This window comes from Thermocladium sp. ECH_B (genome assembly GCA_001516585.1).
Lineage (GTDB): Archaea > Thermoproteota > Thermoprotei > Thermoproteales > Thermocladiaceae > Thermocladium.
In genome coordinates this window covers 12694-31830 of the sequence record LOBW01000015.1, presented here as the reverse complement: position 1 = coordinate 31830, position 19137 = coordinate 12694, and the positions used below count along the sequence as shown (strand labels likewise).

The window sequence follows — 19137 nt, the reverse complement described above, 5'->3', positions numbered from 1 at the left end:
AGCTTATAAATTATGAAGGCCAATGATAAGGATAATAGAAGCGAGGCAAAGTAACCCATTATTATCATATATACATAATTGGCATTAATAAACCTAAACCTATGCGCAAAGGCTAGTCCAAGCAATGCACCAGTGACGCTGAGGGTCAATGTCATGGGTATTGCAAGAAACGTGGCCACCTCCATAGCTATGAACACGGATAATTGAGCTGATGCGCCTGTTAATGGGCCGAATCCATACATTCTACCATATGCACCCAGAGTCCTGCGCCCACCTATAACTGCGCCCAGTACCGCAATTGCTGATATAAGTAATAAATTGCCAATGCTTGGACCCGAGAGGGCCCAAACCAGTCCCAAATTATTGGCCCCAAAGGAGAATGCCACCATGAATGAGAGTATTATCATCAATATCTTAAACATGGCTATGTACCTTATTGGATTCGCCGCACTGTAATACCTTATTATTAGGTAAACCACGTATGAGAACACGGCAATTAGTATTGGGGTGAGGAACCAATAACCAATAACTACATAGAAATTACTTAATAGATAACCGTTAACCAAATGGATCCCATTTATGGACATATATAGAGAGTTAGTTATTGACATGGGTATCCTGGAGCCCTCGCCTATAGTGAAGACCACTAGGCTAACAGCGAATAGAACTAAACGCGCAGAATCACCCACGCTATAAACATTCATGCTTCGTCCCTGGATAACTAGTCCAGCGACGTAACCTATGGCAGTCATTAATATGGCTGCTTGCGGTCGTATTAACCTACTTCCAACCACTGGGCCAACTATTAGCGATAAATTATTAGCAGATACGAGGAATGTCGAGAGAGCCATCAATACATATGCAGCAACTATGTAAGTCAACATCATGATCCAAGACTCCTCAATATAGTTATTATCATGAATGATGCGTCCTTTATTGAATCCATCACGTCATCAACTTCGAATATCATGTTGAGCAAGCTAAGGAATTCGGCATAACCCATGTCCTTTACCTTACCATATAATTCATCAATTGCATTATCCTTCACGTCATCAACCATTTCCTCCAGCTTCTCTATCGCCAGCGTATATTCCTTAGTTGAAGTATATGTTCCCCCCTTATTTATGGAGTCCAGTACCTCCATTAAATCCTCTAATCCACGCCTGGTTAATTGAATCTCCTCCCTAATGGATTTCTGTATCATTGAAAGCACGATGGGAGTATTGCAGAGGGTTAATGCCCTCCTCATTTCCCTCGCTAAAACATAGGTTTTATCCAGTATATCATCTATTTTTCCCACAAGCATCTCCACGTCGCCTATGAGTGGAGTGGAAATGGCTCCAGAGGATATTTCCTGGGTTAATTCCCTACTTATGGAGTCACCTTGATTCTCCAATATAGATACCTCGGATATTATTGATGAAATATCTTGCGAGGAGGGATTCGACGATAGGGATTCCAATAATGTGATTGCCTTGTGGGCTAGCTCTATATGCCGCCTCAAGCCGCTAAATAGCTCCGCCTCCCCCCGTATGAATGGATTAAGCAACCTAGCAAACATGTTTCGCATAGAGCGTTGTTCAGGGATTCCACCTTTAAAAATATAATTATTATAGCTAGAAGAATTCAATATAGAAATTGAGGACCTAAATATTTGGGGAAATACAATTTCTTAGTGCAGCTCCGGAATGAGGATTCCTGAGCCGAGTATTTAGCCATTGATTGCAAACAATCATAAGAATTGATTAAGGCCTCCTAAAGAGAGGGAATCCCAGGTATTATTTCTGTGAGTGAGGGACATCGTTTTAAGGGTGAGAGGCATGTTTGGCATATGGCATTAAATGTTCAAAGAAGTATCCCGTTTCCCAGAGTTAGCTTGAATAAATTATTGGCATATATAGAGGCAGTTGGCGATAATTATGGATTAAGGAAGGGCGATGTGAGGAATAAGAACTTAGATATCGGTAAAGGAAAGGGCGATATAACTAGGTTCTTCCTACGGATCGGCATAGTGGAGGAGAATGGAGAAGCAATCGAATTAACTCAACATGGCTGGGCAATATATAACTCTATAAAAATGGGGGCAGGAGCAAAACAGTTGCATTCATATTTGATGAATGCACTTCCGCAATATAAACTATTAATTGATGTGCTGCTGAAAAATGGATCAATTAATGAGGATGAATTATTCAATTTATTGAATGAGGAGATAAGACGATTATCGCCATCCTCTTGGATAAATAAGGTTGCATTTAAGGCGCTTCTAGGATTGTTAATTGATGCACACATAGTTGTTAAGGTCGGCAAAGTGATTAATTACACTAATGGAGATATGGTTATGAGAATCAAGACTTGCATAGATACCAATAAAGTCAAGCTGGGGGATTATTACCTGCTTAGCATAAATAAACTCAGCAAATGCATAGGCATGCAAATTAATGTAAATGATATAAAAGTTGGAACCATAAGCAATGCCCCGGGCGATTCCATGATAAAGATAGCAAATATAGATGAATTTATAAAATCATTGATAATGATCCTAGAAAAAAGGCAGTAAACTACCTAGCCCTAACAGGCCCTCGCGGCAAAGATAAGAAGCCCTCAAAGAAACGCTTAACTGAAAGCCCATTGCCCCATAAAGTTAAAAGCCACTTAGTTGCTGCCCTTTACATGATGACGATCTCGAGTGCTGCCAAAGTGATGAGAGGCTCGCATCACTGATCCAAGGGGAGCCGTTTCATCCCATCAAGTTCATTTCCTCAATATTTATTATTGTTATAATTTCGAGGAAATTTTAGGTCAATAAAAACGAGGACGAGGGAGTCTACATAAAAGGAGGGCTTAAATCCTATCCGGAATATACAGAGCTGGAGACCGCTTCTGGGGCGGAGATTTTCCGCATTTGTTGACCTCCTCCCCGCCTTGAAGGGGCAGGGGTTGCCGATCCTTTTATTAATGATTAATGCTTGAATCTCTTTGGTCTAAGATTCTTGCTTTTGCACCTCCTGCATTTCTCGGCGTTTATTGGATTTCTTGCGCCGCAATTCCTACAAATCCAGTAGCCAAATCTATGTTCTATCGCAATCCGTAGCTTTTCTTGATCTGATATAGGCATGAGGAAGCCCTTCATGGCTTCTTTTTTAAGCCTTCCGCTCTGAACTCAATGAAAACGCCATTATCGATTGCCGATGATGGAGCTTGTATGCCATTTTCTCTAGGCTATACATGTAATTACATTTTAGTTTGCCTCCATCCATGGGAATGGGTCATCGCCTCTTATTGCTCATATCTATTGAATTAATTTTCAATTAATTGCTAAACGTTTAACAATGCTTATATCAATAAAGGCACCGCATCAAACTCATGGGTGGGGAACTCAAGAAGAATGCAACTGGTTTTCTAGGTCTCTTATATAATTCGCTTGCTGGCCAGGCCCCAACGTATAGCATAGCCGGTGGAGCGGCTCTAATAATGGGCACGGCATATGCTGCTGCGCCGTTGGCAATGCTGCTCACGACGCTGGGCGTCATGACTATGGTATATGCAATATACGTGCTTTCTAAGCGATACCCAAACGCAGCTAGTTTCTACGCGTATCCGGCTCATGCCCTTAATTCATATATGGGGTTCTTGAATGGAATGATCTATATAATATACAGCTTGATAGGATTATCATCGGTGGCAATAGCTTTCTCATACTTATCAACTGAGGCTATTTATGCAGTAACTGGTAACCTGATTAATCCATTGCCATTGGTGCTTATTCCACTTGCCGCAGCCATGATAATATCCATTAGTGGAATAAGGCCAAGCATACGAGTGGAGGCCCTTCTTACATCAATAGAGGTCGCAATATTGGCATTATTCATTGCTTTAAGCATTTACAGTAAATGGGGGGAGGCATCATTATTTCCATTTACTCCAGCCGCCACATATGGCAGCACCATAAGCGGTGTATTGGCCGGCATTGGCGGAGGCTTGCTTTTCTCCGTGACTTACTTTATGGGATTTGAGACAAGCACCCAGATAGCTGAGGAGNCGCGTAAACCCGGTGAGACGGTGCCGCGTGCTACGCTTTTTGCCACCTTATTAATGGGGTTACTCTATATGGCCGTAACATATGTTATTCTCCTTAATATAGGGTTCAGCGAGGAATCCATAAATGGATTCGTCACTGCGGCGGAGGGTTTCGGCGTGAATCCCATATTTACATTAATTAAGCACTACTTGGGCTTCTGGGGATTAGTTGCCTTCTCGTTATCGGTAATATTTAGCGTATTTGGCTGTTATTTAGCTACGCTGAACGCCACTGCACGCATGCTTTTCGGCATGGCTAGGGATGGACTTCTTCCCAAGCATTTAAGTAAAATACATGGAAAATACTTAACGCCAGTAACCGCCATATATGCATCGACAATGGTGGCAGGGGGCGTGTTGATCCCATCATATATAGCGTCATGGGTCCTCGGCGCATCTAATTGGGTGCAATTAACTTATGGAGCAATGGAGTACACGTATGCCGTAGATTCGCTTTATTACGTATTGAGCCTAGCAATAATAGCGGCAGCTGCCTCCAGGGTGGTCAGCAATTATGGCAAAGCAGTAACCATTGGAGGCGCGGCTTTAATGTTGGTTACATTTTATGAATCCGCTCAATATATGCCAATAGATTACATTGTAATTGCTTCCGTGGCATTAATAATAATTATTGAGGCGGTGGCTTTGAGAACTAAACTAAGAAATCTAAGGGTAACAATGAATGCCTAATTCATGAATGCTCGGAGCCCCGTGATTTTACGGCTTTAGGAAGCGGATCTGTGGTTTATTCTGTACGTGATTAGTTGTCTATTAGACCTAAGATTAACGTTAATTACCAGTAAAAACTTGTATATCGCAATGATATTGCTGCGATTTTGACAATAAATAATTTATACTAGTTAGCTAACACGTTATATGCTTGATATAAAGAAATACGTGGAATCAATAGAACCGCGCGAGATTTGGAGGGTGCTGAAGGCGGCTGGGGTTAAGTACGTTAAATTCACCGTGATCGATATACATGGCAAGCCAAGGGCCGAATTAATGCCAATCGATCCCGCGCTGGACGTATTCAGGGACGGCATGCCGTTTGACGGCTCGTCTATACCGTCATACTCCACCGTTAATAAGAGCGACTTTATAGCGCTGCCGGACCCTCATGCCGTATTCATTGAGCGGTGGAACGATGGAAAAATAGCCGACACATTAATGAATGTGGTGGATGATTCCGGAAAACCAATAATGAGGGATCCACGCAACGTGCTGCTTGGAGTAATGATTAACGCCGAGAAAATGGGTTTTCACGCCATGATGGGGGTTGAGGTGGAGTTCTTCATTGTGGGACTAAACGGTAATACTCCATTCCTGGCAGATAATGGAGCCTACTTCGAGGGGCGCAACACCAATATTTTAAGCGACATAGCCATGGAATTAACCGCATCCATCAGCGGCGCCGGCATCGGCGAGACTAAGATACATCATGAGGTAGCTCCATCCCAGTACGAGATCAATATACCGGCGGATTCCCCGATAAAGGTTGCAGATAATATAATTATCTATAAAATCATGGCTAGGGATATAGCGAAGAGACATGGATTAACCGCAACATTCATGCCAAAGCCATTCTGGGGAATTAATGGCAGCGGCGCCCACACGCATATAAGCCTATGGGATCTAGATGGCCGCAACCTCTTTGAGTCGAGGAATAGCGAGGCAACGCCGGAAGCACAAAGCGCAATAGCTGGATTGCTCTNGGCAGCCAAGGAAATAAGCGCATTGGTGGCTCCAACTGTTAATTCGTATAAGCGCCTTGTGCCTCATCATGAGGCGCCAACTAGAATAGCATGGGGTTACGGAAACAGANCAGCAATGATAAGGATCCCCTACTACGGGAAGAAAGTTAACCGTTTTGAGTATAGGCACCCGGATCCCAGCATGAATCCCTATCTAGCGTTCTCCGCCGAGTTAATATCAATACTACNCGGATTAACCGATAAATTAGTTCCGCCGGCTCCCGTTGATGAGGTTGCGTATGAAATTAATGCCGAGGAAACACCGCAAACCCTAGGGGATGCAGTGAAGCTTCTCGGCGGCAGTAGCCTCTTAAGGGACGAAAACTTGAGGGAAGCATTGATGGAGTACATAAAGGTTAAGGAGAAGGAATGGAATGAGTACGCGGCATTATACAGGTGGGAAAATACTTGGGATAAAATAACTGAGTGGGAGTACGCTCATTACCTGGATTCAGCCTAAGAATTAACATTTATTGCCTAAAAACAATTAACAGCATTATTGGGATAGGGTTAGCTTTATTGGTGGCCCCATCGTTAGCTTCACATATATGGCGCGAACCTTCTCTGGAGAGACCTTCTTATAGATCTCCTCCAGCACTGCATTGATATTCTCAACGACCTCCTTCTCACTCATCGCCTCGCTCCCAACCCTAGTCATTACCTGTGGTTGATCCTTTATCTTAACCCTAACGCTTCTCCTGTATCTATCCACTATGGGCTTTAGATCGGCATTTGGCTGAACCACGTCGGGCATTTTTCCCCGAGGCCCTAATATGGAACCCATGGACCTACCTATCTGAACCATCATGTCCGGAGTAGCCAGGAAGAAATCATATTCCTGGGCAAGCTTCCGAACCGCTTTCTTGGACTCCGTGTATTTTGGAAAATCATCGCGAGAAATCACTAGATCCNCTCCTGCATCCCTAGCCGATAATACCATGGAACCACTGGCAATCATGCATATCTTGTTTAATTTATTGGGGATTGCATGCGGCAAAGTAACCGTTAGGGAGAACTTATTTTCAGGCTTCTTTATATCTATGTCCCTGAAGGTCACTACTAAATCTATTGATTGCTCGAATCTACGCCTAGCCGAGACGGACTTGGCTTCAGCAATGGCCTTAGTCACTAACTCCTGTTTAAGGCTCATCAATTATCACCCTTATTGGCCTTTTCCTCGTACTTTTTAACTAATTCGTCGTATTTTCCTGCATCGATTTCCTTAACCACCTCCTTCGGATCCTTTCCATTAACGGTTAATCCAATTGAGCGACAAGTGCTAACGACTTGCTTCAGTGCCTTTTTGAAATCATTGCTCCTGATCTCATCCAACTTGATCAGAGCGACCTCGGCGACCTTCTCTAGTGGTATATCCCCAATTATCTCCTTACCGGCTTGATGCGTTGGAGCAGCCTTGCCGGCCGCCTTGATTAATAGGTCCGTTATTGATGGATACTCTATCGAGAGGGAGTAGTTGCCATCATCGGCTATAACCTCAACAACTATGTTCCCAGAGACATATGCAGCAATTGGCTTGGTTTTTTCAGTTATATCCTTCGAAACCTTATCCGCATTGAGCGATGCCTGCTGAAGCTGCTGAATGGCTTGAGCCGCAAGCGGCTTTCCAGGCTGCACCGATAGTCTTATCACCCTCTTCATTAACTTATCAAGAAACCCAGGCATTGGGATTTTTAAATGTTTTACTAAAGATGAGGCGATACCCATGTTAGGCAACCGACCCTCTCCCGCCTTGTGGACTCCCCGAGGCCTAGGGGTTAACTCCTCAGGGGCGCTGCCTCGTCATGATCCACCACGATTAAGGAGGAGGGCCTCTTAATTGAAACTGCTAAGCCGATCCCTTCTCAATATGTTCAACGCATAGGTTAAATCGATGCATTGATGTGAAGTCTATGAGCAATAGGGCAACCAATTATGGAATTACGGCCCACGTGATCGTCTTTGGCGGGCAATAAACCGAATCCATTAAGCTCCGTATTTATCTTTGTTCTTGCTGGTTCATTCCTAGGTGCAAACTCTAACGGTGATCCCTTGATTATGCTTAGGGAACGCATTGGAGGAGCAGTTGCATTAACGAATGAGGGCTGGGGATCCTTTATTCTTTAGATCTGCTTTCCGTTCTCCGCTACTATATATTTTTGTTGGAAACGCTTAAAAACGAGCAGGGATAAGTTGAGCCATGCCAAGTAAGAGAAGGAAATCGAGCGGCATGCAGCCATTCATGTCGGCAGGCCTCGTTAGGTTTTATGATGTGGGAGAAATAGAGAAAATAAAGCTATCCCCCACGGCCGTAATAATGATTGGGATAGTTGTTCCAATAATCGTGCTATTGCTTAGGTTCCTTGTTCCCTAGATCGCTTCCAATCCTATCCATGCCGCCCTTATGCACGGCATTAACTATATCCGATAATATCATTGAGGGAGACTCCTCAACCACTGTACCGGTCACCACCATATCGGCACCAGCTAGCGCTATGCTGTAAGCTACCTCTGGCGTTCTGATTCCGCCGCCAACCATTACCGGCTTATCCACTAACTTCTTCATCTTAGCAATTATGCTTGGACGCATTGGTTCCTTTGCGCCGGATCCAGCCTCTAGATATATAACGCTGAATCCAAGGTACTTTGCAGCTAATGCATAGGCAATTATTATGTCATCCCTCTCGAAGGGAAGCATGCGGGCATTACTCACGTAACCAGCGGCGCCGCCCTCCCCAACTATTATGTATGCCATTGGTATAATGTCAAGCGATCGATATCGCTTAGCTATCAATATCGACGCTTGAACTTGGGCGCCTATTATGTAGTATGGATCGAGGGAATTAAGCACTGATAAATAGAATAATGCATCGGCCTTATTGCTGAGCCCAGCTATGTTTCCTGGAAACAATATAAAGGGTATCTTAACCTCCTTCTTGGCTGCTTCCAGGTAATCATCGAGAAGCCTCTCATTGACGCCCAGACTGCCGCCAACCATTATTGCACTTGATCCGCTTCTCTCGGCATTTCTGGATAATTCGATGAACTTCTCAATATCTATCTTATCCGGGTCAAGCAGCGTTAAATGAATGGAGCCATGCCGCCTTATCTCCTCCAATAAGTACTCATATACGCCCATCTAGCAGGGGTCGAATCCATTATTTTTAATTTTTGCCTTACCCATGGCATATAATTAGGAGGAAACAAATCGGGCATGAATTATCTTAGATCATCATATAGGTATCATCAACGGAGCCACGCTTGCCCCCAAATGCCCTAATCACGATTCCAGGCGTCTTCATTAATAGCGGCGGCACTGTAATGCCTATGCCGGCTGATTCAACTATTTTCTTTGCATCATCGAGATCCACCTCTACGATTATCTTCTTCGCATTCTCCAGCCTCATCAATATATCACTGATGTTAACTATGCTTCCCCCATATATTGGACCACCGCTGGATGAAATAGATACTATTAGGAGCTTAGCGTTAGATATTATATTCCTCACTTTATCCCCAAATACCAACGGTTTCTGAAGCAGCATCTCGAAATTATCTATGGCATATATCGATGAATCGTTAGATGAATTGGAGCAGGAAATATCAATGCCGCGTCGAAGATTAATGACATGAATGCCGCCAATCATCAAACTTAGCTTCCTTAGAATCAATGTCTTACCAGTTCCATATTCCCCCATCAATATATAGACCCCGGCCTCACCCCCCTTCACTGCATCAAGTAGTTTCTGAAGGGCACTGGCGGCGCTCTTCCCTATCAATGAGTGCTTCCGTATTTCTCCGCAATCCATATCCTCGGCGAAACCAAATGACATTGATCTATTCTGCACGGATAAACTAATATAACTCAATCGATTAAAATAGCAAAGATCCCCCACTCCAACCCTGAAATTAACCCTTATTTAATAAATAGTCGAACCCTGGATTTATACCATTGTTAACTGAGTTCATTCCGTTTCACTTGAATATCCGCGCTTCCCAACATGAAATGCCTACCCTGAAGCTCACCTTTCCGTAAATTATAGGAACCCGGCCTCTCTAATCGTCGAGCCTTGCCGCTTCTTTGCCATGTGCCATATTGCATATGCTCTGGCCCAGATCCTCATCGGATCTAGTGAATACATAGAACACGCGGCCATTGGATGAAACTACATCTGTGGCATGATAATTCTCCCCCAGGAGGAAATCAAATGCATCGCGATAAGCGTTGATCCAGGCATTTACGGCTGACTCGCCAAGAGCATCCCTGAGCGAAAGAAGGTCAGCCGGTATCTCCAGCATAAGCGGATCACTTGTTGGCTTAATTACATGCACCGGTAATCTATATGGGCCTCCCTCAACAGGGACAGTGGCAATTACTTGTGGATACTGAAGAGGATCACTTACCTTGATGGGGCGCCAACCATTAACTCGCTTATTATTGATCCACCACTCCGCTATTACTCTATCAGTTGGTATGCCCCTGTTCAACTCATCATTCATCAAACCATAATAGTTCCTCATATAGCATCTAACTATGGCGCCGAGTTTTCCCACATTAAAGAATGCATTTCTAGCCATTAAAGGATTAAATGTCCAAATAATTAGATCCAGCCCCATCTTAATCACCTCGCTGCGCTGCGTCATCTTCAACATAAAGCCCACCCCCTTATCCCTATACTCAGCTAAAACCCCAGCCTGATGCGAGTAATGATATATCCTCCCACCATTGAATCCCGTGAAGCTCAGCAATATACCTATCATTTTTTCACCGTGAAACGCCCCCAACACTAATCCACCATTATCTGCTATCGCCCTCAGCAGCTCAGGTGGAGGCGGGTATTGCCCACCCCATACACTCATCTCCACTCGACCAAATTCCTCGAACTCCTCCCTAGAACTAAGCCTCCTAATTATTATACCTGCTCCCTCCACTTCATCTCCGCCCACACTCATCCCAGGAATTAATGCACAGCTGTTTTTAAGCTAGATTACGGCCACTGACTCCCCTACCTTGTGGGGCGAGGGCTCCCCGAGGCCTTAGGGGTTGCATCTATTAATTGGTGCTGCTCCGTTATGGTCTATAAGGATCGATTATTTTATCGAGGATTACCGTTTCCTAGAACTAGATTCCTCGGGAGACATTGACCATTCCTCAATACAGTATTTTCACTGTAATGTATTAAGTGAGCTACCTCACCCTTAAGGGCGAGGCTTCCCCCATGTGTATAAACAATGGGCAGTGATTGGTTAGAAAATTGATTCGAATCGTCCCGATGATTTCCTGAAATATATTACGGTGACTCCAGCCTTCTCTAACTTGCGCTTAAGCTCCATATCGCACGTAACCACTGTGCATCTTCNTTGCGTCGCGANATTAATTATGCTTTCATCTGCTTCGCCTCCGATGTCTGCGATTGAGAAATACCTTGAAATCAATTCCTTAATGGCGGTCACCATATGCTTAGCTTGAGGTGAACCGAATCCATGTAATTTATCTAATTCATCCAACACTGCACGCGTCACTATTGGGATGTAAATCTCATTAACTATCTCCGATACTCGGTCAAGTAGATTCACGTGATTCTTGAAAGATAGAATTAATGCGCTGGTATCAAAAAGAACTAGGGAGACCTTAGTCGAGGACCGTTTGACCATCAATTAATGCGCCCCATCCAGTTATGCGCCACCTGCCCCCCACTTGTTTTATTATTACAGCCCTAGAGCCGGGGGGAACACAGACCGCTTTTCTAAGCATTACCTCAATTGAGGAGTTCCTCATGCTCTTAACTATGCCCGGTATGGATGCCGAACCTATTATGGCCATTACTTGATCATTGGCCTTCAATTGATCCTTCATATCCCTCCTCTGTATTTGGTGATAATCCAAGACAATGCTGGTATATACTGGGTAAAGTTGGTTTGGATGGCCTACGACGCTGCCCACGAGGGAATCAGCCTTCGTTAATGCTGGGTCAAGCTTCGTTCCAATAGCGACTAAGCCGCCGGGGCGAGCCTCCTCTAGCTGCACATTATCCATGGCTATGCTAACTGCCTTAGTATTTATTGGCTTGTAAGTATTGCCTATTTTCAGGCCCGGCCGTATCTCTATATCATCGCCGACGCGTAACCGGCCCTGTATTAAGGAGCCGCCGACGACGCCGCCAACTAATTTCTCCACGGGTGTTCCAGGCCTATTCACATTAAAGCTTCGCAACACGTACATTATTGGAGGCTTCTCCACGTCAATTGGTTTTGGGGGCACCTTCTCATCTATTATCGTGGCTAAGGCATCTATGTTAACCTTATGGAGCGCGGATATAGGCACTATTGGGGCGCCCTCAGCCCANGTGCCTCTTATGAATGATTGTATCTGCTTATAATTCTCCAGCGCCTTCTCCTTAGGCACTAGATCTATCTTGTTCTGGACTATTATCAAGTTATTTATTCCCATTACTGAGGCCGCCAAGAAGTGNTCTTCCGTCTGAGGCTGGGGAACAGGCATGGTGGCGTCTATTATCATTATCACGGCATCAACGAAGGTTACCCCGCTTATCATGGTTGATATGAGGACCTCATGGCCTGGCGCATCCAGCATAGATATCTTCCTATAGGGCTTTGGNTGCTCGCCGTTGGGGCACTTCTCAACCAAGTAACTGGGAGCAACGCTGAACTCAGCATCATCGCACTTGGATAAATTAATGCTAGTGTACCCTAACTTAATGGTCATTGCCCTCTTAAGTTCCTCGCTGTGCCTAGCCACCCAGGTACCGCTAAGTGCGTGAACCACGGTGGTTTTGCCGTGATCCACGTGGCCTGCCGTGATCAATATTGCATTGGGGTAATTATAGTTCTCCATTTTAATGTGGGTAACGATTTTGGGTTTAAAAACTAAATGATAAAGGACTCAGGCTTATTGCCTAGAGACTCAATCACCCTAGCCCTTATTGATTTGGATAATTCGAGTCCATGAGTCATCATGTCCTCTATTTCAAGTGGAGTGAAGAACCCGCTGGACTTCTGTATTGAAACGACATCATTACCGCTGAATGCCACTGTGAATCTTCCCTCGCTTAGCACCTCTTCCTCTACATTGGCATCCGCCAAGATGAATTTACCTATCTTATTGAAGGTCGTGGTTATGGGCATCTTATCCATATTAACGGTTAGAGGAACCTTATTGGATTTATCCAGCTTAATGATGTCTCCATCTATTATTGACCTCGGGACCTGTGAGGTGGCTAGGGCAGCCACCGCCGCAAGCAGTGAAGCATCCATTAGATTACCATCATGATTCAACACATATACATCAACCCATAATGCGTAGACTGACTTGCCTTGCACTATGGATAATGTGGACATATCTATGAAGCCGCTGTGCCGTATTGCCCTATCAACTACTCTGGCTAGTTCTATCGCATTCTCATCCGGTGGCCCCGGCTCAAACGTGGGGGAAGCCAGGGGAGGAGTCTCTAGGTTAACTATTAGATTCCCCTCGCCTGGGGTGTCCTCGAATGGTCTTCCAAGCTCGAATTTGACGCCGGCAATCACCTTCGTGTTGCCGATGGTGGCTAACGCGCTTCCATCGGCGGTTCTGACGAGTCCAACTTTTATATCGATCTGCCTATAATCATATAATCCACGTCCATCTGCTCTCTTCCCGTCAGATATTAGTCTCATTAATGCCTCTCGCCGTAGGCTTGGAATGACCTCGAATGGGTAACTCATGGCGATATCGCCTCCTCTGAGTAGCGGCCCTTTAATGTGTCTCTCTCCATTTTGTAAATGGGTTCAGCTGCCTTAAAAGCCAAGCTAAGCCCAGTCTTTACTTCATCGACTGTCCATGAGCCATCAGCTTGCATTAAGGTGACCCAACTCCTCTTGTAAACCACCGCTATTGGCATGTCGCCATCTCCATAATTATCCTCGNGCTTATTTAGGTCAACCACCACGGTGCTGCCTATTTTCCCTATTGAGACGCCAACCACTAAGTCACGCATTGGTATGCCGGNATCAGCTAACGCGAGGGATGCCGCAGTTATTGAGGTTACCCTGGTGCTTCCATCCGCTTGAAGAACTTCTAGGAACACATCTATTGAGGACTTGGGGAATTGCTCTAGGAATATAACTGGTTCAAGCGCTTCCCTAACTACCTTGCTTATTTCTATTTCTCTTCTAGTCGGCGCCGGGCTCTTCCTCTCATCAGTGCTGAAGGGCGCCATGTGGTACCTAACCCGAAGCACGCCCGTATCAGGCAAAGCTATGTGCCTGGGCATTGCTTCCCTCGGTCCATACACGGCGGCAAGAACCACGGTATTGCCATAACCAACTAGAGCGCTGCCGCTGGCATTGGGAAGAACGCCTACTCGCATCATAACTGGCCTATGATCATCCGGCGATCTCCCATCCACTCTCTTACCATCTACCAGCAATGGAACTGGCGATTTTCCACCCATAACAAGGCATAGATAGAATCGGTTAAAAACTTTAAGGAATCCAACTGACCTCCTCCCCGCCCAGCGAGGTTTGTCGTTCGTTTTATCAGAGCGCCCAGAATATCTTCAGGAGACCCCTTTTTCTTAGGGCCAAAATCCTCCAGATGATGTATATTATCATGACTTGCCCCATATCTATATAGGTAAGGGGATGACCAATTGTGTGAATCACAAATATCAATGGATAAAAGCTTAGGGGGGCTCCTATGGTAAATAAATAAAGGTAATTAAACACAATGAAGGCTGCTCCGATGATGATAGATAATGCATCGGCAGTCGATAAAGGCTTTATTATATATATTATTATTAGGGATAACCAAGACAAGAAAAGAAGGGAAGCTGTCCTCCACATAATAATATAGAGGGGCGTGGTTTGTGTCTGTATTATGGAGCCACCTATATAAATCACGTACCAATATCTGGGCTCAACGGAGAACATTAACTCAACTGGAAATAGAAATGCAATGATGATGCTAGATGCTATAATTATGCCGGCTAATGCAATCAATGAGTAGGCAACCCGCATACTGAAGACCGGGATTCGGCATTTATAAGGCTTAGGCAAAATGATTGATTGCCCATCCTAAGGGCTAATCGAAACCCCCTATGTTTCTATCTTTTAATCACCAAAGGATTAGGCGAATCCATTAAAATAATTACCTTATTAATTGCTCCAAGCAAAGCCGTTCAAGGCTTCGCCTCGCTTATTTTGGATGAGTCATTTAGTTAACTGCTTCTCTACATAAATGGGCAAAAATTTATAAATCAGGGCGCGTTTATATAGCCTAGGGATTTGATATTGGTAATTTATGTTTCGCCCGACAATAAGGTGACGGAGACAACGCCCTCAATGGAGCTTAAAAAACTTTTGCTGACAGAGCTAATAGACGGCGAGGTTATAGTTGGTGCCGCAATAATTAATTCATCAAATGTCCCGCTTCTACATCACCTCCCAAACACCCTCACCGTTAAATCCTTCCGCGGCGTCCTAAGCCTTCTAGAGTTCGTTCAACGATCTCGAAAGGTCTCCGATGACCTCCTCGGCAACTTCCAATACCTACTAATAAAATACAATAACTTTAAGGTTGCGTTCTTCAATATGTCGGATAAGGGTTGGCTAATAGTTTTCGTTAATCCCATATGGCACGTCGAGAACGTTATGACAAAGATAAGGCAATTCATCATTAAATCAATGAAGTATATCGAGTAATTAATTCCATACCTCTACTTCCTCCTAAAAATAAATCGTCATCTTTTTTTTTTCTTTTTCATACAGTTTCAATTATTTTTCCCAGCCCTACCTAACTTATTATGCGCCGCCGCCAATTCCTGCCTAGCCAATGCCAATAATAAATTCAACTCGCCGGCCAACACAGCTGCGCCAATTATTTCAGCTAGCCTAACAGCACTGGATCCCGGGGCACCGCCTACATCCACGCCCATTAATTTGAGCGCCTCCCTCTGGGTTGGTAGCGCTGTGCCGCCTCCCACTGTGCCCACCTCTAGGCTTGGGAGAGTTATCGATATGTATAGATGATCACCGCGATCCTCTGCCCAAGTGATCCCCATGCTTGACTCAACTACTTGAGCCACGTCTTGGCCGGTAGCTATGAATATTGCCGTAACAACATTGGCGAAGTGGGCGTTAAATCCATAGGAGTGAGCCATGGCTGACCCCAATAGATTCTTCCTATTATTGACATCAACAACCTTAGCGGGGGTGATTCCCAGGTTCTTCTCTAAGTACTCACGACTGATCAGTGCCTCGCTTATCACTGTTTTTCCGCGGCCAAGCAGGAAATCCACTGCACTAGCCTTCTTATCGACACACATGTTGCCGCTTAATGCCACTAGAACGGCATCTGGGAAGCCTTTCATTATTAGTTGAGCGGCCTTATCGGTGGCCACCGTCACCATATTCATTCCCATAGCGTCCCCCGTGAAGTATGAGAACCTAAGCCACACATTATTGCCCGACATGAATGGTTCTACCCTTAAAAGCCGTAAATGAGAGCTCGTTGACTCGGCCTCCTTACGTATGGCTTCCATATTATCATTAACCCATTTAATGAATTCCACGGCCGATGATGCATTGCTAAGCCTAAAGATGGGGGCACGCGTCATCTCATTCCTGATCACGAGGCTGCGGGCGCCTCCATTATCCGTAATTATCTTGGCTCCCCTATTTATTGAGGCTATTAACGCGCCTTCCGTGGTGGCAAGCGGTATGAAGACTTCGCCATTGACTTGGGNGCCCTTGACCAATAATGGACCGGCGACGCCCATTGGGATCTGTGCTGATCCTATCGTGTTTTCNGCGTTTCTGCCTATGACCTTATTGAAATCCAGCACAGTATTACCTATATTGCTTAACTTCACGCCTAGCTTATGCTCAATATAGATTCTTCTGATTTCCGTGGCCTTATTTGAATCTCCAAGTAACTTATCCAATTCATGCATCTTCACCTTACCGCTGAGCAAGTCGTTCAGCATTGATTCGTAATCAATATGGGATTGATCCATAAATTATCTCCATTATTGAATAAATTTAATAGATTTCCACTATTGAGATTTACGGAGCCTATCGATTGCTTCCTTGGCCAGCTTATTATTTCTATTTAGCTTTATGGCGGTTTGGTACCAATTAATTGCTTCATCCATCTCGCCCTTCTCCTCCTTTATGAAGCCTAGGAGGAACGCCACATCATCCTTAATGCGCTCCATTTTCCTAACCTCATTTAGATCCATCTCCGCTAAATCAAGATAATCAGGTCTCGGGTTATTTTTATACAGGATCACGTAAGATAATGCCCTATTGAATAACGAATTCTTCCTGTTTTGGTTCCTCTCTATTGCCATCGTGTACGCCTTAATCGCATTCTCGTAATCATCATTATCGAACATGAAGCCAGCGGCTTTATAGAAGAACTTGGACTTAAGGCATCGAGGCAGATCACCATAATCGATTATACCATCATCTATCAGCCCATAAACAACGACATATATTATCTTCAAAATGTTCTTATCATTCTCCTTACAGGATAATTTAACTATGTTGCGAACATCAACTGGACGAATGACGCCGGACTTAACTAATTGAGGAATTATCATCCAGGAAAGAGCCCTATTCTCCGGCATCTCATCAGTTAAATCCTCATAATCTATCCCCTTCCGGAAATTCACAGGTAAAGAGGAGGCGAGCCTTAATTAAATACTTTACTACATTAAGCAACTCTACGTATAGCCACTTACTGCCCTAAAAGAGAGAACCATAATCCCTTTTAATGTGTAATTAAGGGAATGCCCTGATAAAAACGAACGGCAATCGCCCCTTCTAGGGCGGGGAGGAGGATAGTTTCCTTTAATGCATCCTTATTAATTTTCTATACTTGAGGTAGTATGAGTAATCAATGTACATTTTCTCAGCTAGGTATTGCTCCACTGTCTTGCCGATGCGAGCCTTCTCCGTGATTAGGTCCGTGGTCTCGATATAGAATGCATTAGCGCCGGCACCGCTTCCAAATGGAACCATCAATATCTTGGCGCCTGGCTTCGCCTTCTCCAAAACATTGGCTAGACCCATTAATGCNGCCGCGCTGTAGGTGTTGCCGATCTTATCCACCACTATGCCATCCTTCACTTTATCAAGGGGGAACCCCAATATTGAGGCGGCCCTTAATGGGAACCTCGCATTGGGTTGATGGAAAATGGCGTAATCAAAGTCAGTTGGCTTCATGCCTAGCTTCGACATTAATTCCTTGGCGGCAGTCACCACATGCCTAAAGTAGGCTGGTTCCCCGGTGAACCCCTCGCCGTGGACTGGGAATGGGTACCCCTCCCTCCTCCAGAAGTCCGGGGTATCGCTGACGAAGGGATGAACGGTCTTTATCTCCGCCACCACGTTCTCGGAGCCAATCACGTNAGCTGCTGCGCCGGTGCCTACGCTGTACTCCAAATGCTCGCCGGGCTCTCCCTGTGAGGCATCAGTTCCTATTGCTAATCCGTACCTTATCATTCCCGACTTAACGAGGCCCATTGCTGATATTATTGAGTCGGAGCCGGCCTTGCATGCGAATTCCAAGTCGGCCGTGAAGACATTGTGGGATGCCCCCAATGCATCTATCAGTATTGAGGAAATGGGCTTCACAGCGTATGGTTTCGATTCTGAGCCTACAAATATTGCGCCTATGTCTCCTGCATTTATGCCGGCACGCGTTATGGCTATTCTGCCCGCCTCCACGGACATAGTTACCGTGTCCTCATCGAAGAGACCCACGGCCTTCTCCTCAATGAGGTACATGTCCTTTATCCTGAGCGGGTCATCGCCCCAGGACTCGGCTATTTCCTTAGTCTTTATCCTATACCTCGGTATGTAGGTGCCCCAACCAACTATGCCTATCATGACTCACACCCCTTAATTGGGCGAAACTTATACCCGTAATAAATTATGCCGTGCTCTCCATCCTCCTTCACACGCCTAAACACGACCTCCATTGGCGTGCCGGGCTTAAGTGCGTCTGGAGTGGGGCAATCAACTACTTGACCCATTAGCTTTACCCCGCCTAGATCCACTACGCCAATGAGGAGTGGGCGCTGCTTCTCGAAATCCACTGGAACGCTCCTGAGAACTGTTAAGCTAACTAGCGAACCTTGCCTGGGCAACTCATAATTCTCTAGGGTAGAGTTGCCGCAGTCGCATACCTTTCGCGGCGGGAAATAGATCTTGCCGCATTTCCCGCACTTGGATGCGGTTAATCTATAGTACTGTTGAGTTCTTCTCCAGTACTTGGGTATGGATAGGTTCTGCTCCACCATGA

At 45.0% G+C, this 19137-nt stretch carries 21 protein-coding genes; 5 read left to right on the top strand and 16 right to left on the bottom strand.

The window, feature by feature from the left end:
- Together AT710_03265 and AT710_03260 are read right to left on the bottom strand one after the other, a co-directional pair.
- Positions 1-887, bottom strand: an 887-nt coding sequence (locus AT710_03265; GenBank protein KUO92494.1) for a hypothetical protein, incomplete at its 3' end; no start/stop codon positions are given.
- On the bottom strand, positions 884-1561 hold the full coding sequence (locus tag AT710_03260) for a hypothetical protein (protein ID KUO92493.1): 678 nt from the start codon (positions 1559-1561) through the stop codon (positions 884-886). The genes AT710_03260 and AT710_03265, both read right to left, overlap by 4 nt.
- A gap of 270 nt (positions 1562-1831) precedes the next feature.
- Between AT710_03260 and AT710_03255 the strand changes: the two genes are divergently transcribed.
- The 3 genes from AT710_03255 to AT710_03245 all read left to right on the top strand — a co-directional run bounded on the left by AT710_03255 (position 1832) and on the right by AT710_03245 (position 6291).
- A complete protein-coding gene (locus AT710_03255; protein KUO92492.1) occupies positions 1832-2557 on the top strand; it encodes a hypothetical protein in 726 nt (241 codons plus the stop codon).
- An 806-nt stretch (positions 2558-3363) separates the two neighbouring features.
- On the top strand, positions 3364-4767 hold the full coding sequence (locus AT710_03250; GenBank protein KUO92491.1) for an amino acid permease: 1404 nt from the start codon (positions 3364-3366) through the stop codon (positions 4765-4767).
- Between the two features lie 186 nt (positions 4768-4953).
- Positions 4954-6291, top strand: coding sequence for a glutamine synthetase (locus tag AT710_03245; protein KUO92490.1), 1338 nt, complete (start codon positions 4954-4956; stop codon positions 6289-6291).
- A 36-nt stretch (positions 6292-6327) separates the two neighbouring features.
- Here AT710_03245 and AT710_03240 read toward each other — a convergent pair whose 3' ends face one another.
- Both AT710_03240 and AT710_03235 read right to left on the bottom strand, forming a co-directional pair.
- Positions 6328-6981 carry a 50S ribosomal protein L1 gene (locus tag AT710_03240; protein KUO92489.1) on the bottom strand — a complete coding sequence of 218 codons (654 nt, stop codon included), beginning with the start codon at positions 6979-6981 and terminating at the stop codon, positions 6328-6330.
- Entirely contained in the window at positions 6981-7490 is a 510-nt protein-coding gene (locus AT710_03235; protein KUO92500.1) for a 50S ribosomal protein L11, read from the bottom strand. Before AT710_03235 ends, AT710_03240 begins: the two co-directional genes overlap by 1 nt.
- Before the next feature lie 568 nt (positions 7491-8058).
- On the opposite strand from AT710_03235, the gene AT710_03230 reads away from it, so the two are divergent.
- On the top strand, positions 8059-8202 hold the full coding sequence (locus AT710_03230) for a preprotein translocase subunit SecG (GenBank protein KUO92499.1): 144 nt from the start codon (positions 8059-8061) through the stop codon (positions 8200-8202).
- On the opposite strand, the gene AT710_03225 is transcribed toward AT710_03230, so the two are convergent.
- The 8 genes from AT710_03225 to AT710_03190 all read right to left on the bottom strand — a co-directional run bounded on the left by AT710_03225 (position 8176) and on the right by AT710_03190 (position 14846).
- Positions 8176-8967, bottom strand: coding sequence for a geranylgeranylglyceryl/heptaprenylglyceryl phosphate synthase (locus AT710_03225; GenBank protein KUO92488.1), 792 nt, complete (start codon positions 8965-8967; stop codon positions 8176-8178). The two genes, AT710_03230 and AT710_03225, sit on opposite strands and share 27 nt — an antisense overlap.
- Positions 8968-9052: 85 nt before the next feature.
- Complete coding sequence (locus tag AT710_03220) at positions 9053-9676, bottom strand: hypothetical protein (protein KUO92487.1); 624 nt, start codon at positions 9674-9676, stop codon at positions 9053-9055.
- A 208-nt stretch (positions 9677-9884) separates the two neighbouring features.
- Entirely contained in the window at positions 9885-10781 is an 897-nt protein-coding gene (locus AT710_03215) for a hypothetical protein (protein KUO92486.1), read from the bottom strand.
- A 294-nt stretch (positions 10782-11075) separates the two neighbouring features.
- Positions 11076-11483, bottom strand: coding sequence for a hypothetical protein (locus tag AT710_03210; GenBank protein KUO92485.1), 408 nt, complete (start codon positions 11481-11483; stop codon positions 11076-11078).
- The gene (locus AT710_03205; GenBank protein ID KUO92484.1) at positions 11461-12684 is read right to left on the bottom strand and encodes a translation initiation factor IF-2 subunit gamma; all 1224 of its coding nucleotides are present in this window, start codon (positions 12682-12684) and stop codon (positions 11461-11463) included. The genes AT710_03210 and AT710_03205 overlap by 23 nt, the downstream gene beginning before the upstream one ends.
- A gap of 32 nt (positions 12685-12716) precedes the next feature.
- Positions 12717-13553, bottom strand: a complete 837-nt coding sequence (locus AT710_03200; protein KUO92483.1) for an exonuclease — start codon at positions 13551-13553, stop codon at positions 12717-12719.
- The gene (locus tag AT710_03195; GenBank protein KUO92482.1) at positions 13550-14281 is read right to left on the bottom strand and encodes an exonuclease; all 732 of its coding nucleotides are present in this window, start codon (positions 14279-14281) and stop codon (positions 13550-13552) included. Before AT710_03195 ends, AT710_03200 begins: the two co-directional genes overlap by 4 nt.
- An 85-nt stretch (positions 14282-14366) precedes the next feature.
- A complete protein-coding gene (locus AT710_03190) occupies positions 14367-14846 on the bottom strand; it encodes a hypothetical protein (GenBank protein ID KUO92481.1) in 480 nt (159 codons plus the stop codon).
- A 324-nt stretch (positions 14847-15170) separates the two neighbouring features.
- Between AT710_03190 and AT710_03185 the strand changes: the two genes are divergently transcribed.
- Entirely contained in the window at positions 15171-15530 is a 360-nt protein-coding gene (locus AT710_03185; protein KUO92498.1) for a hypothetical protein, read from the top strand.
- A 68-nt stretch (positions 15531-15598) separates the two neighbouring features.
- On the opposite strand, the gene AT710_03180 is transcribed toward AT710_03185, so the two are convergent.
- The 4 genes from AT710_03180 to AT710_03165 form a co-directional block, all read right to left on the bottom strand.
- Positions 15599-16813 (bottom strand): 3-hydroxy-3-methylglutaryl-CoA reductase, encoded by a 1215-nt coding sequence (locus AT710_03180; GenBank protein KUO92497.1) that lies wholly within the window; start codon positions 16811-16813, stop codon positions 15599-15601.
- A 69-nt stretch (positions 16814-16882) separates the two neighbouring features.
- Positions 16883-17503, bottom strand: coding sequence for a hypothetical protein (locus AT710_03175; protein KUO92480.1), 621 nt, complete (start codon positions 17501-17503; stop codon positions 16883-16885).
- A 178-nt stretch (positions 17504-17681) separates the two neighbouring features.
- Positions 17682-18722 carry a hypothetical protein gene (locus AT710_03170; GenBank protein ID KUO92479.1) on the bottom strand — a complete coding sequence of 347 codons (1041 nt, stop codon included), beginning with the start codon at positions 18720-18722 and terminating at the stop codon, positions 17682-17684.
- Entirely contained in the window at positions 18719-19135 is a 417-nt protein-coding gene (locus AT710_03165; GenBank protein ID KUO92478.1) for a cobalt transporter ApaG, read from the bottom strand. The genes AT710_03170 and AT710_03165 overlap by 4 nt, the downstream gene beginning before the upstream one ends.
- Between the last annotated feature and the right edge of the window lie 2 nt (positions 19136-19137).

Bases quoted from the DNA above. Each gene is read 5' to 3' on its own strand.
- AT710_03225 (KUO92488.1), bottom strand. From the start codon at position 8,967: ATGGGCGTATATGAGTACTTATTGGAGGAGATAAGGCGGCATGGCTCC.
- AT710_03200 (KUO92483.1), bottom strand. From the start codon at position 13,553: ATGAGTTACCCATTCGAGGTCATTCCAAGCCTACGGCGAGAGGCATTA.
- AT710_03255 (KUO92492.1), top strand. From the start codon at position 1,832: ATGGCATTAAATGTTCAAAGAAGTATCCCGTTTCCCAGAGTTAGCTTG.
- AT710_03185 (KUO92498.1), top strand. From the start codon at position 15,171: ATGGAGCTTAAAAAACTTTTGCTGACAGAGCTAATAGACGGCGAGGTT.
- AT710_03215 (KUO92486.1), bottom strand. From the start codon at position 10,781: ATGAGTGTGGGCGGAGATGAAGTGGAGGGAGCAGGTATAATAATTAGG.
- AT710_03235 (KUO92500.1), bottom strand. From the start codon at position 7,490: ATGAAGAGGGTGATAAGACTATCGGTGCAGCCTGGAAAGCCGCTTGCG.
- AT710_03260 (KUO92493.1), bottom strand. From the start codon at position 1,561: ATGTTTGCTAGGTTGCTTAATCCATTCATACGGGGGGAGGCGGAGCTA.
- AT710_03190 (KUO92481.1), bottom strand. From the start codon at position 14,846: ATGCGGGTTGCCTACTCATTGATTGCATTAGCCGGCATAATTATAGCA.
- AT710_03165 (KUO92478.1), bottom strand. From the start codon at position 19,135: ATGGTGGAGCAGAACCTATCCATACCCAAGTACTGGAGAAGAACTCAA.
- AT710_03230 (KUO92499.1), top strand. From the start codon at position 8,059: ATGCAGCCATTCATGTCGGCAGGCCTCGTTAGGTTTTATGATGTGGGA.